Origin of the sequence: Peribacillus sp. NPDC097895 (assembly GCF_050277555.1) — a bacterium.
GTDB lineage: Bacteria > Bacillota > Bacilli > Bacillales > DSM-1321 > Peribacillus.
Map to the genome: position 1 here is coordinate 84,722 of NZ_JBNNSH010000008.1, position 14,155 is coordinate 98,876.

At 39.7% G+C, this 14,155-nt stretch carries 13 protein-coding genes; 4 read left to right on the forward strand and 9 right to left on the reverse strand.

The features are described 5' to 3' along the window. Positions 1–12 precede the first annotated feature (12 nt). Together ACQKMH_RS25035 and ACQKMH_RS25040 are read left to right on the forward strand one after the other, a co-directional pair. Complete coding sequence (locus ACQKMH_RS25035; protein WP_427590045.1) at positions 13–1,404, forward strand: hypothetical protein; 1,392 nt, start codon at positions 13–15, stop codon at positions 1,402–1,404. A 152-nt stretch (positions 1,405–1,556) separates the two neighbouring features. Next, on the forward strand, positions 1,557–1,862 hold the full coding sequence (locus ACQKMH_RS25040; protein WP_427590046.1) for a substrate-binding domain-containing protein: 306 nt from the start codon (positions 1,557–1,559) through the stop codon (positions 1,860–1,862). Between the two features lie 154 nt (positions 1,863–2,016). On the opposite strand, the gene ACQKMH_RS25045 is transcribed toward ACQKMH_RS25040, so the two are convergent. The 4 genes from ACQKMH_RS25045 to ACQKMH_RS25060 form a co-directional block, all read right to left on the reverse strand. Continuing rightward, the gene (locus ACQKMH_RS25045; protein WP_427590047.1) at positions 2,017–3,411 is read right to left on the reverse strand and encodes an amino acid permease; all 1,395 of its coding nucleotides are present in this window, start codon (positions 3,409–3,411) and stop codon (positions 2,017–2,019) included. 318 nt (positions 3,412–3,729) lie between these two features. Then, on the reverse strand, positions 3,730–4,689 hold the full coding sequence (locus ACQKMH_RS25050) for an L-threonine 3-dehydrogenase (protein ID WP_427590048.1): 960 nt from the start codon (positions 4,687–4,689) through the stop codon (positions 3,730–3,732). Positions 4,690–4,731: 42 nt separating this feature from the next. Beyond that, complete coding sequence (locus ACQKMH_RS25055; protein ID WP_427590049.1) at positions 4,732–5,922, reverse strand: glycine C-acetyltransferase; 1,191 nt, start codon at positions 5,920–5,922, stop codon at positions 4,732–4,734. Between the two features lie 752 nt (positions 5,923–6,674). After that, entirely contained in the window at positions 6,675–7,235 is a 561-nt protein-coding gene (locus ACQKMH_RS25060; RefSeq protein ID WP_427590050.1) for a thioredoxin family protein, read from the reverse strand. A 222-nt stretch (positions 7,236–7,457) separates the two neighbouring features. Here ACQKMH_RS25060 and ACQKMH_RS25065 point away from each other — a divergent pair, with 222 nt between their 5' ends. Together ACQKMH_RS25065 and ACQKMH_RS25070 are read left to right on the forward strand one after the other, a co-directional pair. After that, positions 7,458–8,318 (forward strand): GRP family sugar transporter, encoded by an 861-nt coding sequence (locus ACQKMH_RS25065; RefSeq protein ID WP_427590051.1) that lies wholly within the window; start codon positions 7,458–7,460, stop codon positions 8,316–8,318. 17 nt (positions 8,319–8,335) lie between these two features. Further along, complete coding sequence (locus ACQKMH_RS25070; protein WP_427590052.1) at positions 8,336–9,121, forward strand: glucose-1-dehydrogenase; 786 nt, start codon at positions 8,336–8,338, stop codon at positions 9,119–9,121. Positions 9,122–9,295: 174 nt separating this feature from the next. Here ACQKMH_RS25070 and ACQKMH_RS25075 read toward each other — a convergent pair whose 3' ends face one another. From ACQKMH_RS25075 to ACQKMH_RS25095, 5 genes are read right to left on the reverse strand one after another with little or no spacing between them, the layout of a single operon-like run. After that, a complete protein-coding gene (locus tag ACQKMH_RS25075; RefSeq protein WP_427590053.1) occupies positions 9,296–10,639 on the reverse strand; it encodes an LLM class flavin-dependent oxidoreductase in 1,344 nt (447 codons plus the stop codon). Positions 10,640–10,651: 12 nt separating this feature from the next. Beyond that, on the reverse strand, positions 10,652–11,503 hold the full coding sequence (locus ACQKMH_RS25080) for a MetQ/NlpA family ABC transporter substrate-binding protein (RefSeq protein ID WP_427590139.1): 852 nt from the start codon (positions 11,501–11,503) through the stop codon (positions 10,652–10,654). 35 nt (positions 11,504–11,538) lie between these two features. Then, positions 11,539–12,189: a methionine ABC transporter permease gene (locus ACQKMH_RS25085; protein ID WP_427590054.1), complete on the reverse strand. Its 651-nt coding sequence runs from the start codon at positions 12,187–12,189 to the stop codon at positions 11,539–11,541. Continuing rightward, positions 12,131–13,210 carry a methionine ABC transporter ATP-binding protein gene (locus ACQKMH_RS25090; RefSeq protein ID WP_427590055.1) on the reverse strand — a complete coding sequence of 360 codons (1,080 nt, stop codon included), beginning with the start codon at positions 13,208–13,210 and terminating at the stop codon, positions 12,131–12,133. The genes ACQKMH_RS25085 and ACQKMH_RS25090 overlap by 59 nt, the downstream gene beginning before the upstream one ends. A gap of 50 nt (positions 13,211–13,260) precedes the next feature. Next, a complete protein-coding gene (locus ACQKMH_RS25095; protein WP_427590056.1) occupies positions 13,261–14,094 on the reverse strand; it encodes a MetQ/NlpA family ABC transporter substrate-binding protein in 834 nt (277 codons plus the stop codon). Positions 14,095–14,155 lie beyond the last annotated feature (61 nt).

Here is a 14,155-nt window from a genome sequence, read left to right on the forward strand (position 1 = left end):
GGGGGACGGATTATGGAGATGGAATTAACGGCACTCCATTGGATTTATGTTGTATTTATTGTATTGATAATCGGGTTTATGGTAAAACGTCGTGATACGACCCTCATTTGCATAATTGGCATTTTCCTTTTGGCTTTAGTTGCTACTGGCAGTTTTGCCTCATCCATAAGCGGGATATTCAACAGCTTCATCTTCGCCATCACGGAATTAATGTCCACGATATTAATCATTTCAATCATAGTCGCCATGAGTACGGTTTTAACGAAGTCTGGCATTAATGATGTCATGATCGCGCCATTTGCCAAATTCATTAAAAATCCTACACTTGCCTTTTGGATAATCGGGATTGTCATGATGATCATATCCTGGTTTTTCTGGCCATCACCAGCGGTTGCCTTACTTGGGGCGGTTCTGCTTCCCTTTGCATTACGGGCTGGTTTACCTGCGTTAGGCGTGGCGATGGCAATGAACCTTTTTGGCCACGGAATAGCATTATCAGGGGATTTCATCATTCAAGCTGCTCCTAAACTCACGGCGGATGCAGCTTCGATACCAGTCGGTGATGTCATTGCTGCGAGCATTCCCCTTGTCATTGTAATGGGGGTCGTCACCACCACCTCTGCCTTTATCCTTTTAAAGCGAGATATGAAACTTGGAAAAATCAAAGCTGTTGATTACGTTGGAATAAGCCAAGATCAAACAATCAGGGAAGATCTGCTCACACTGGCACAAAAGAAGTTTTTTGCAGTCTTCATTCCGATCGCATTTCTATTGGATGTTGTGGCCTTGTCGATTTTGAAGTTGCAAGGCGGAGATGCAACGGCGTTGGTTGGCGGAACAGCCGTTTTCATCTTGCTCATTTTATCCCTCGTCGCACATAAACAACAGGGACTTGAAAAATCCACGGCCTATTTAATTCAGGGATTTCAATTTGGCTTCAAAGTATTCGGACCCGTCATTCCAATTGCCGCATTCTTCTATTTAGGAGATTCTGGATTCACCCAAATCATCGGTGACTATTTACCCAAAACGTCCCTCGGCATTGTCAATGACCTCGGCGCCGCCTTAGCGGCCTCGGTTCCTTTGACAAAGGAAATTGCCGCTGTCACATTAACGGGCATCGGTGCCATCACTGGCCTTGATGGGTCGGGATTTTCAGGGATTTCTTTAGCAGGTTCGGTTGCCAAACTTTTTGGAACGGCAATCGGAAGCGGAACCGCTACCTTGACTGCACTTGGGCAAATAACTGCGATTTGGGTTGGCGGAGGTACCTTGATTCCATGGGCCCTCATCCCAGCCGCTGCCATATGTAATGTCAGCCCATTCGAACTTGCGCGCCGGAATCTGCTGCCGGTAACCATTGGTTTAGCAGTCACTACAATCGTTGCGATGTTTCTCATTTAATAATTCTAAACGGCATTGTACTTGGAATTTAAAGTTACGAAAACGACACCTGTACAATGTGTAAAACCATACCTACTCCCAATTTTAAAAGGACTGAGAAGTAATATTATCCCCTTAAGATAGACAGTGTAAAAAAACACAGACAGTCGTGGATGATACACTACTACCTGGAGGGGAATTTATTATGGCTAAAAACTATTTTGCCGGTTGGCATTATTAAGGGATTGCACGAACATGGAAAAGAAGTTCCCAAAGATTATTCTATCGTTGGATTTGATGACCTTGTAATTAGTCGTTATTCATTACCCAGTTTAACGACAATACGGCAAGATGTATTTAATAAAGGGGCCATTTCAGCTCAAACAATCATTGATATGATTGAATTAGAAACAACAGATCCAGTAAACACTAACCTTCCAATTGAGATAATAGTGAGAGGATCTACAAGATTTTTATAAATGTGATCCGCACCGCCACAAATCTAGCTCCAATAGAAAAAGGGCTGCCGCAGCAACCCTCGTTTTAACGTAAAGCACCCTACTATTTCCTTAAAGATTAGTAATCTAAAATAAACAACTGTCTCACTTAGAAGAATTCAAAGCAAGTTATAGATTAACCCACTTTATGCTCTGTTTCAATTGTCGGAGCATCTACTGGTACACGCTTGCCCATTCCAAAAGCGTAATAACTAATGACAACGATACTTAGAAAACCAATTCCTACAATTAACGAAATGCGTGTTTCATCATTAAACCACATTCCGACTAATACCATTATCAAGAAAGCAATGGTCAAGTAGTTTGTTACAGGTGCAAAAGGCATTTTGAATGGATGATTGACCATTTCAGCTTTTTTAACTTTTCTGAATTGAATTTGACTTATCAGAATGACAAACCATGGAATCATACCAGGAAGTACACTTGCACTATAAACATGCACAAATAAATTTTCTGGTGCAACATAACTTAAAACTACACCAATTGCTAACCCAACTATCACACCGAACGTACCGAATAAAGGGACACCACTATTGGATACTTTCGCAAAGTATTTTGGCGCTTGTCCATTCATTCCTAGTGTGTAAAGCATGCGTCCTGCACTGTAAATACCACTATTGCAGCCAGACATTGCAGCTGTGATTACGACAAAGTTAATGATTCCAGCTGCTGCTGTGATACCAACTTTCGCAAAGGTTGCCACAAATGGGCTGCCAATTGCAGTTAGTTGGTCCCAAGGGTAAACGGTTACAATAATGAAAATTGCACCAATATAAAAGATTAAGATACGCCAAATGGTACTTTGAATCGCTTTAGTTATCGTGTTTTGAGGATCCTTTGCTTCACCAGCTGTAATCCCGATCAGTTCTACACCCTGATATGCTGCAACAACTAATGAAAGGGCAAAGAAGAATCCTTTCCATCCACCTGTAAACCATCCACCATGTTCCCAAAGATTAGATAATCCTAACGCTTCTCCGCCGTTACCAAATCCAAAGAAGATCAGTCCAATTCCTGCGACGATCATTAATACAATCGTTACGATTTTAACCAGCGCAAACCAAAATTCAATTTCACCAAAGGATTTAACGGAAATCAGGTTCGCTGCCCCAAGGATCACCATTGCAATCAAACCTGGGATCCAAGCAGGAAGATCAGGGAACCAATACTGCATGTATGTCCCAACTGCAATGATTTCGGCCATCCCGACAATAACCCATTGGAACCAGTTGCTCCAAGCAGTCATATACCCTGCCAATGGATGAATATACTTATAACCAAATGTAGCAAATGAACCTGTACTTGGCTCCAAATACAACATTTCCCCCATTGCCCGCATAATCAAAAATATAAATATCCCTGATATTGCATAAGCCAACATGACAGATGGACCTGTCCATTTAATCGTGCTGGCTGAACCCATAAATAAACCAACACCAATTGTACCGCCCAAAGCAATCATCTGAATATGACGGCCCTTCAAGTCCCTATTCAAATCTTTGTTTGCCATTCCATTTCCCCCTACTCTACTAAAAGTCATATTTGCTGCAAAATCCTAATACTCTCTCCATTCGGTATCGAAATGATCAAGCGGGCATCTTTATGGGCCTCAAAATCATTCTCCACTTTTAGTTTAAGCATTCCTGATAGTTAGAAAGATTCTTATGAATTTTCACGTTATACCAGATGTGAACATAAAGTTAATGGAAAGCGCTTACTTTTTACTGGTTTAAAAAGTGGTTCATTAAACCGGTTAAAAAAAATCACGACCTGTATAAAATAACCCGAATAAAAGAGTCTTGCAACCCTTTTATTCGGCTCAGGCTGATTAAGCAGTAATTAAAAGTGACTTTAATCCAAGTTTTACCAACATATCCTTCGTCATTTTCTCCAAATCATATTCCGCCTTAAATCCCCATTCTTCTTTTGCACAAGTTGAATCTATGCTATTTGGCCAACTGTCAGCAATAGATTGTCTTCCAGGATCGACGTCATAACTCATGACAAAATCTGGGATGTGTTTTTTAATCTCGGCTGCGATTTGTTCTGGGGCAAAGCTCATGGCAGATACATTGAAAGAATTCCGATGTTTTAGCTTTGAAGCATCTGCCTCCATTAATGTCGTAATGGCAGCTAAAGCATCAGGCATATACATCATATCCATATATGTTCCCTTATCAATGTAAGATGTATATTTCTTATTTTTAATCGCTTCATAGTAAATTTCGACCGCATAATCGGTTGTTCCGCCGCCAGGAGGTGTAACATACGAGATCAGCCCTGGGAATCGAAGACCTCTCGTATCAACGCCAAATTTATGATGGTAATAATCACATAATAACTCTCCCGATACTTTATTCACTCCGTACATTGTATTCGGTCGTTGAATGGTGTCTTGCGGTGTCCAATCTCTAGGAGTCGTTGGACCAAACGCACCAATAGAGCTAGGTGTAAATAAGCGGCAATTAAGTTCTCGTGCCGTTTCCAAAGCATTTACCAATCCGCCCATGTTTAAATTCCAAGCTAAAAGCGGCTTCTTTTCAGCTGTTGCCGACAATAAAGCAGCTAAATGAATAATCGTATCCACTCCATGTTTTTTGGCAATGTCAAACATCGCTTTTTCATCGGTAACATCCAATAACTCAAATGGACCTGATTGAACCACATTGCTTTCCGTTCTTCGAATATCTGTTGCAATGATATTGTCAAAGCCGTATATCTCTCTCATTTTCAGCGTCAGTTCTGAACCAATTTGACCTAAAGCCCCCGTTACTAAGACCTTTTTCATCAAAAATCCCTCCCTTTTTTACACTCTGCAGCAAGAAGTCCTTTATATAATCGACATCTCTTTTCCTACTTTTTCATAAATGTCTATTGCCCGATCCAGCATCTCTTTTGTATGAGCAGCTGTCGGCATATTCCTGACCCTTCCTGTTCCCTTCGGAACTGTAGGGAATACGATGGATTTAGCATATACACCTTCTTCGATCAGCCTTTTACTGAATTGCTGTGTTTTAGCTTCATCTCCTATAATGCAAGGGGTAATCGGTGTCTCGCTCTCCCCTATATCAAAACCTAATTCTTTTAGACCTTTTTTCAAGTAATCGCCGTTTTCCCACAGCTTATTTTGAAGATCTGAGCTATTCATCAAAATATCAATGGCTTCTATACAGGATGCAACTGCTCCCGGTGTGACAGCCGTTGAAAATAAAAATGGACGGCTTCTCACTTTTAGCCAATCAATTAAATCTTTCTTTCCTGCTACATAGCCACCTACAACACCAATGGCTTTGGATAATGTTCCAATTTGGAAATCCACTCTATCCGATAACCCAAAATGTTTTACCGTTCCTGCACCATTACCTAGTACACCAGATCCATGCGCATCATCAACATACGTAATTAAATCCAACTCTTCGGCAATATCCACAATTTCAGGGAGCTTGGCAATATCCCCATCCATCGAGAACACTCCGTCAGTAATAATCATGATTTTGTTATACAATCCAGATTCTTTTGCTTTAAGTGCTTTTGTTCGTAAATCATCCATGTCGGAATGGATATAGGGAATGATTTTTGCTTTAGATAATCGGCATCCGTCAATGATTGAAGCATGATTCAATTCATCTGAAAGGATGGCATCGTTTTTGTCCATCACTCCTGAAATCGCTGCCATATTACAGTTAAATCCAGATTGATAAGCAATGGCTGCTTCTGTATGTTTAAACTCGGCAAGCTTTTCTTCTAATTTGACATGTATATCTAACGTCCCGTTAATCGTACGGACGGCGCCGGCTCCGACACCATATGTTTTCGTTGCTTCTATGCATGCGTCAATTAATCGGCGATCTGTTGCTAAACCTAAATAATTATTGGATGATAAATTAATTAGCTCTCTTCCTGCAATGGTGATCATCGGACCGTTCGGACCTTCTACCGGATCTATAACGTTATAAAGTCCTTTATCTTTTAAATCATCTAAATTTTCTTTCAAAAATCGATTTAATATTTCACTAGACATCTCATATACCCCCTCATTGATGGTTGGTCATCTACCCTATTCTTAAATGTTGCATTTAAGAATTATGAATTTTTCTCTTATTAAGAAAATACAGGTGTCCTTCCCAAAAAAACACACGGAAGTAACGTAAACCCTATTACATTAATAGTTATAACAACCATAATAATAGATAAATTTATTGTTGTCCATATTGTGTGGACAAAAAAATTTAAGATTACTGTAGTTTCCCCTTGAACCTCTTTCAATAATGCGTTGAAAACATTGAATTTCAGCGTAGATTTTAACCATAAAATTTCCGTGTTAATCATCGAAATAAATGAGGTGAAAATGAAGCACTTTTTAGATATTTTTCCTAGATTATTACAATTACACCTCCTTACTTCCATAAAAAATGGAGCTGTTTATCTGCTCCTGAAGAGGAAGTAAAACACCATATGTTACGTTCAATCTTTTATACATCACTCCCATAATTAGGTCCCACTAACAAAACGAGGAAGATATATTAAGCAAATTTAAACACAAATAAAACAGAATGTTCCTACGTGTTTTACTGGCTGGACATCTTTCTCAAAAAAATGATGGGTGTTTCGGAAAAATGAGCAAGGTAATTTCCAGAATTCAGCAGCGTGAGTCAAAGCGACTGCCTGGAGGGGAAATTAACGATAAAATTTTATAAAACCTAAAAAAACTGTAGACACCCCCATATATTATCGAGGTTGTCTACAGTCTAAAATAGTCATGAACGACCATATTTAAATTTTTCCCAATGCTTCCTTGATGCTGTCGTATACTTCGTCCCATAGCTGTTTATCTTCAGAAAATGCCTCTGTTATCTTTTTAAAGACTTCCTTCTGCTCTGCCTCAAACCGTTCGTCATCCTTAGCTGGAAGATTTGAGCGCAATTCCATTACAAACGCTTGTACCTTTGGTGCACGAGGTCCCCAAACGGCTCTTTCTTCACCATTCTTATCAATGAATATAAAAATGGGAATCGAACGCGCTGTTCCATTCGTTAAGTATTGATCGATCAACTCAAGATTTTGATCTCGTAAAATCATGCGAGTTTCAATATTTGTCGCTTCCGTTATATTCAATAAAATAGGTATATTCATCATCGCATCTCCGCACCAGTCTTCAGTAATGACAATGGCCCGAAGTTCTTTCGCTTTTAATTCATCGAAAAAACTCTGATCATCTGCAGAAATGGAAAAACGCTCATGAATCGATTGTAAGCTTTCTTTATGAACCTTCATTGAAGAAACAAACTCTTCAGCGGGAATCCCCTTTTCAAACCATGCATTCAGTGTCGTCATATTATTGCTCCTAACTAACTATTTTTAAGTTAAAAGTACCATAAACCACTTATTATTTCATTGTTTACACTCTGAAAAATCAACTGACAGAGAATTGAACTTATATTGGTAAATTATATCCATGTTTTCTTTCCCGTATAAAGGGAAAAGTTTAAATACAATTAATAGCTTGCTAACTAACTATCTTATATTCATTAAAACATTGTTTTACTAGTTTAGGAGATGAATTTTGTGGAAGGGTTTCTTTTTGCGCTACTCCCTGCATTGACATGGGGCAGCTTAGTGCTTGTTTCCGAAAAACTTGGAGGCAATTCTTATAATCAAACACTTGGCATTACAGTCGGATCATTACTGTTCGCCATTGTGATGTCTTTCGTCAATCCCCCTGAATGGAGCAGTCTAGTCTGGATTGTCGGCATCATATCCGGAATAGGGTGGGCATTCGGCCAATTATTTCAGTTTAACAGCGTCAAAGAAATAGGAGTATCTAAAACTGTTCCAATCTCCACCGGATTGCAAATTTTAGGAAATACATTTTTTGCCGTTATCATTTTCAGGGAATGGAATGACAAAATTACTATCATCATCGGCATAGCTGCAATCATCTGCTTGATTACGGGTGTCTTGCTGACAAGCTATGGTGACGGTGAAAACAAAAAAGAAGGAAGCATGAAGAAAGGGATTTTGTATCTTGCCATTTCTACAGCGGGTTATGTTACATATGTCATCGTTGTCAGATGGAATGAAGTTGACGGATGGTCGGCGATCCTTCCGCAAGCAATCGGCATGTTTCTTGCTGCCCTACTGCTTTCCATCAAGCATAAACCGTTTAATAAGTATGCTGGAAGAAATATTCTAACCGGAATGATGTGGGCAGTCGGGAATATCGGCCTCCTGCTCGCTAATCCAAAAGTTGGCGTAGCCATCGCGTTTTCATTTTCCCAAATGGGAATCGTCATTTCCACTTTAGGCGGCATCTTTCTTTTGGGGGAGAAAAAATCCAAGAAGCAAATGGCTTTCGTCATCATCGGATGTGTACTGGTAATTTCTGGAGGGGTCATGATCGGCTTTACAAAAGAATAATTAAAGGAGCGATAATCATGTATGAAGATTTAGAGAAAAAAGTAGTCGTGATCACCGGAGCGGCAAAAGGATTAGGAAAAGCCATGGCCGAGAGATTCGGTAAAGAAAAAGCGTATGTAGTATTGAATTATCACACCGAAAATGGCGACCATGAGGAAATCATCAAAACGATTGAAGCTTCCGGCGGTAAAGCCGCAGCCATTCAAGGGGATGTTTCTAAGGAAGCTGATATAAAGAAATTACTATCATTTGCAGCCGAAACTTTCGGTACCATCGACATCATGATCAACAATGCAGGCATTGAAAATGAAGTGCCGAGCGAAAAGTTGACGCTTGAGGATTGGCAGAAAGTAATCGATGTAAATCTTACGGGTATGTTCCTCGCAAGCAGGGAAGCGATCAGTTATATGCTCGATCATGATATTAAAGGGAATATCATTAATATGTCTTCCGTTCATGACCGGATTCCATGGCCTCATTTTGTCCACTATGCAGCAAGTAAAGGCGGGGTGAAGATGATGACGGAAACCCTTGCACTTGAATATGCTCCTAAAGGGATACGCATAAATAACATTTCCCCCGGCGCGATCGACACACCCATCAATGCCGAGAAGTTCAATGACCCAAAAGCTAAACAAGAGGTCATCGACTTAATACCAATGGGATATATCGGTAAACCGGAACAGATTGCCGCTTGTGCTGCTTGGCTAGCCTCAGGTGAATCAAGCTACGTAACGGGCATGACGTTATATGCTGACGGCGGAATGACCAAATATCCGGGTTTCCAAGCCGGAAAAGGCTGAAGTTAACCAAAGTAGCAACTTTTTCAGATTTCCTCTCAAGAAAAAGTCATGTATATGGACAGGAGAAAAGAATTTGAGGGACTAGGATTTCTCCTATGTCCCTCATTCCTTTGTACTCCCATTATATATGACTTTAATGATTCTAATGAAAATGCGAGATATCCCTTATTCCCATTAATTTGTTATTTCTTCGTTAACAAAGCGATTTTTTGGATTCTTTAATCCAAGATGATCACGGAGAGTGTCTCCTTCGTAGTCCAAACGGAACAAACCTCTCTCCTGTAAAATTGGAACCACCAACTCGACGAAATCCTCTAAGTCGCCTGGTAACAGTGGAAATTGAAGCATAAAGCCATCTGAAGCTTTTTCAGTAAACCATACCTCCATTTCATCGGCTACTTGAGCTGGTGTACCGACAAATCTATCCCGTCTGGCAGGACTGAAAAATCTCGCATATAATTCACCGACTTTTATGTCTTCTTCATCAATAATTTTCTTCATTTCATTAAAATTACTTTGTATGCTATTTACTGATGGAAAATCAACATCCTTCGCTGGTGTATCTAAAGAATATTTTGAAAAATCTACGTTGCCCATATAACCAGAAACGAATTTCAAACTCTCATAAGGGTCAACGAGACTTTGGAGTTTATTGTATTTTTGAATGGCTATTTCTTCGGTTTCTCCGATAATCGGGGAAATTCCGTGAAGGATGTGGAGCTCTTCCCCGCTTCTTCCAAAATCCATTAAAGACGATTTTAATTCTTGATAATATCGTTTCGATTCTTCAATGTTATCCCAATGAGTGAAAACGACTTCGGCTGTTCGAGCGGCTAATCGCTGCCCTGGTATTGACGCACCCGCTTGAATAATAACCGGCTGCCCCTGCGCTGAGCGTGCAATATTCAACGGACCTTTAACTGAAAAATAGTTGCCTTTATGCCGAAGCTCATGTACTTTATCAGGATCAAAAAAATGTCCCGTTTCTTTGTTATGCACAAACGCATCATCTTCCCACGAATCCCATAATCCTTGGACAACGTCGATGAACTCCTCCGCTCGTTCATAACGATGATCGTGCGCCCAATGTTTAGCGCGACTGAAATTCAAGGCCGTTTCTCCGGTCGCATCAGCTGTCGTAACAACATTCCAGCCCACCCGTCCGCCGCTTATATGGTCAACAGAAGCAAATTGGCGAGCGAGTACATAAGGTTCACTGTACGTTGTAGAAGCTGTCGCCCCAATGCCAATTTTTTCTGTCGCTGCAGCTAATGCTGTAATAAGTACAATCGGATCAAACCGATTAAGTATTTGAGGATGTGATTCATGATTAATGGCCAAACTATCTGCCACAAAGGCAAGATCAAATTTCCCTTTCTCCGCAATTTTTGAGAGTCTTTGCAAAGCTTTTACATCGATACTTGCATTCGGATTTGATGCCGGATGCCTCCACGACGCAACATGCATGCCTGTTCCAATCAGATAAGCAGCTAACTTCATCTGTCTGTCTTGAGCCATTCTAATCTCTCCTTATTTATTAGAATATATCTCCTTATAACTGCTCAATTCTTTCAAGGTAATGAATGTTGGAATATAGTTTCCATTATAGGTCTCTTCAATAAACTTAGCCGTTTTCTCTGATTGATAGAGATCAACTAGTTTTCGGAAAACTTCATTGTCTTGATCTTCACTCCTGGCCGCTATAATATTTATATATGGCTTTGCAGTACTACTTTCATGCACAAGAGCATCTTTTAAAGTGAGTCCCGCTTCTACCGCAACTCCATTATTAATCACCGAACCAGCTGTATCTTCCATCACACGTGGGGCACTTGCACCATCGACAGGAACAATTTTGATTTTCTTCGGATTTTCCTTTATTTTATCCTGTCCACCATTCCCGTCAAAGTCATCAACAACCTTTAAGAGTTTAGCTTCTTGTAATAACAATAAAGCTCTCCCCCAGTTAGCCTGGTCATTGGGCACAGCAATTTGTGCACCATTTGGAATCTCTTCCACCGATTTATATTTACTTGAATACAAACCAAGAGGAGCAATAATTGTAGTCCCAATTGGAACGATGTCTGTATCGTTTTTCGCATTAAATGAATCTAAATAGGCAACATGTTGAAAGGCGTTGATATCAATATCCCCTTCTGCCAGCGCTGCATTCGGATCATAAGCCGATGAGAAATTAACAATTTCAATTTCCACCCCTTCTTTTTCAGCCTGTTCCTTTATAAATTCCCATGTTCGAAGTTCAGAATTTCTAATCCCGACCTTCACTTTCGTTTGTTTCCCTCCTGCATTCGTTGAATCACTTGTGCAACCTGTCAATAACACCCCCAAGATAAGCAATATAGGTAAAATACATTTTTTCATCATTCATTCCCCTCTCCCTCTGTTCAATACCGCTACTATACCCTTCTAATTTTTCGTTCGCACATATTTCCTAAACTTTGAACTCCCTGAACTACAATTACTAGAATTACAACGGTGACGAATATCGTAATGGTGCTAAAGCGTTGATAGCCATATGTTATCGCTACATCTCCAAGTCCACCGCCACCTATAGCTCCTGCCATAGCTGTAGCGCCCACTAAACCAATTGTTGCAGTTGTTATACTCAGAATTAACGACGCAAAAGCCTCAGGCATTAAAAACCTGAAAATAATTTGTAACGGCGTTGCTCCCATGGCTTTCGCGGCTTCAATAATGCCTTCATCCACTTCCAATAGCGAATTCTCTACTAGTCTTGAGATATAAGGGCCAATATGAAGCACGAGTGGTACAATTGCTGCTGTGGTACCAATCGACGTACCAACCATTAGTCTTGTAAATGGGATAATCGCCACAAGCAAGATAATAAACGGAATCGACCTGAAAATGTTTACAATCGGATTCACGATAGAAAAAATAAATCTATTTTCATAAATATGACCTTTTCTTGTTACAACCAATAAAATGCCTAAGAAAATTCCGATGATGCTTCCAAAAAAAAGTGAAATACTAACCATGTACAGCGTTTCCCACAAGGCGTTTAAAATGAGCTCTTTGCTTACTTCCATCCTCCGTAACCTCCTTCACTTCAACCTTTTGATTCTTTATAAACTGTAATGCCCGATCAATTTCATCATCATTTCCTATTATTTCAACAATTAAATTACCAAATGGGATGCCTTGTAACTCAGTAATATTGCCGAACAGAACGTTTATTTCCACATTAAACCTCTTCGCTGTTCTTGAAACGATTGACTGCCCAGAGCTCAATCCCAAAAAATCAATTTTAAAAATACGGCTGAAATAGGTATTCTCATTGAGCAATCCATAAACACTTGATGGCACTTCATCGCGAACAACCGATCGAATGAAGTTACGTGTTGTTTCTGTTCGTGGACGGGCAAAGATATCGATCACATTCCCTGATTCAATCACGCTACCATCCTCCATCACTGCAACCCGATTACAAATTTCTTTAATCACTTCCATTTCGTGCGTGATAATAAGAATGGTAATTTTATATTCATCATTTATCCGTTTCAGTAAATTCAAGATTGATTTTGTTGTTTGTGGATCCAAAGCTGATGTTGCTTCATCACATAATAAAATGGAGGGGTTTGTAGCCAATGCACGGGCAATCCCGACACGCTGCTTTTGTCCACCTGATAGCTGATTTGGATAATTCATTGCTTTGTTTTCTAGGCCAACAAAGCGGAGAATCTCATAAACTCGTTCTTCAATCTCTTTTTTCTTTTTTTTACTTAACAATAACGGCATCGCTACATTATCAAAGACTGTTTTGGAATTAAGTAAATTAAAATGCTGAAAAATCATGCCGATATTTTTCTTAGCTTCACGCAAATCTTTTTCAGACATCTTTGTTAGATCTTTTCCTTCTACAATCACTTCACCTAAAGTAGGATATTCTAGCAGATTCACAGTTCGGATGAGTGTACTTTTTCCGGCTCCACTAAAACCGATGACCCCGAATATATCCCCTTTTTCAACGGTTATATTAATTTCCTTTAACGCTTCGATTTTCTTCTCTCCATCATCAAATACTTTTGAAACCTGACGAAATTCAATCAAAGTGGCCACCTCCTCTTTTTATCTAGCTTGGTATAGAATACTCCCTTCCCTTAAAACGCTGGCACGACGGCTCCTTCATATTGATCTAAAATAAACTCTTTGACCTTTTCCGTCGTTAATGCATTCGCAAGCTTTTGGATCGCTTTATCGTCCTTATTATCAGGACGAGCCACTAAAATGTTTACATATGGTGAATCCTTTCCTTCAATTATCAGTGCATCTTCTAGAGGTTTTAACCCTCCTTCCAGAGCATAGTTTGTGTTAATGGCCGATGCTTCCACATCGTCAAGCGAGTGAACTAAAAGTGGGGAATCGACTGCAATGAATTCTATTTTTTTATCATTTTTTGTAATGTCCTCAATCGTATAATCCCCTGACTTGGAACCATCCAGCTCAATGATATTATTTGCTGCAAAAAGCTGTAACGCACGTGAAAAGTTTACTGGATCTTTCGGGATAGCTACTTTCGCTCCGTCTGACAATTCCCCAATAGACTTAATTTTCTTTGAATAGACACCAAATGGTTCAATATGTACGCCCTTCACATTAACCAAATTTAAACCACTATCTTTATTTACTTGCTCTAAATACGGGGTATGTTGAAAGAAATTTGCATCCAGTTCTTTGTTTGCGGTTTGTTGATTCGTTTGAATACCATCCGTAGAAATCACTACATCCAGTTTCACGCCCTGTTTTTCTAAATCCGGTGCGATAAACTCTAAAATTTCTGCATGTGGGATCGAGGCTGCACTAATTTTCAAAGTCACTACCTCATCTTTGTCTCCTTTACTCTCCGATCCTGTTTGCTCATCATTTCCACAAGCTCCCAATACCAGCAATGCTATTGTTAAAATCGTTACGGACAGCCATTTAATTTTCTTCAATGTTTCTCACTCCTCTTTCTTATCTTTTTATATTGGAATAACAAATATTTATCAGCTGCTT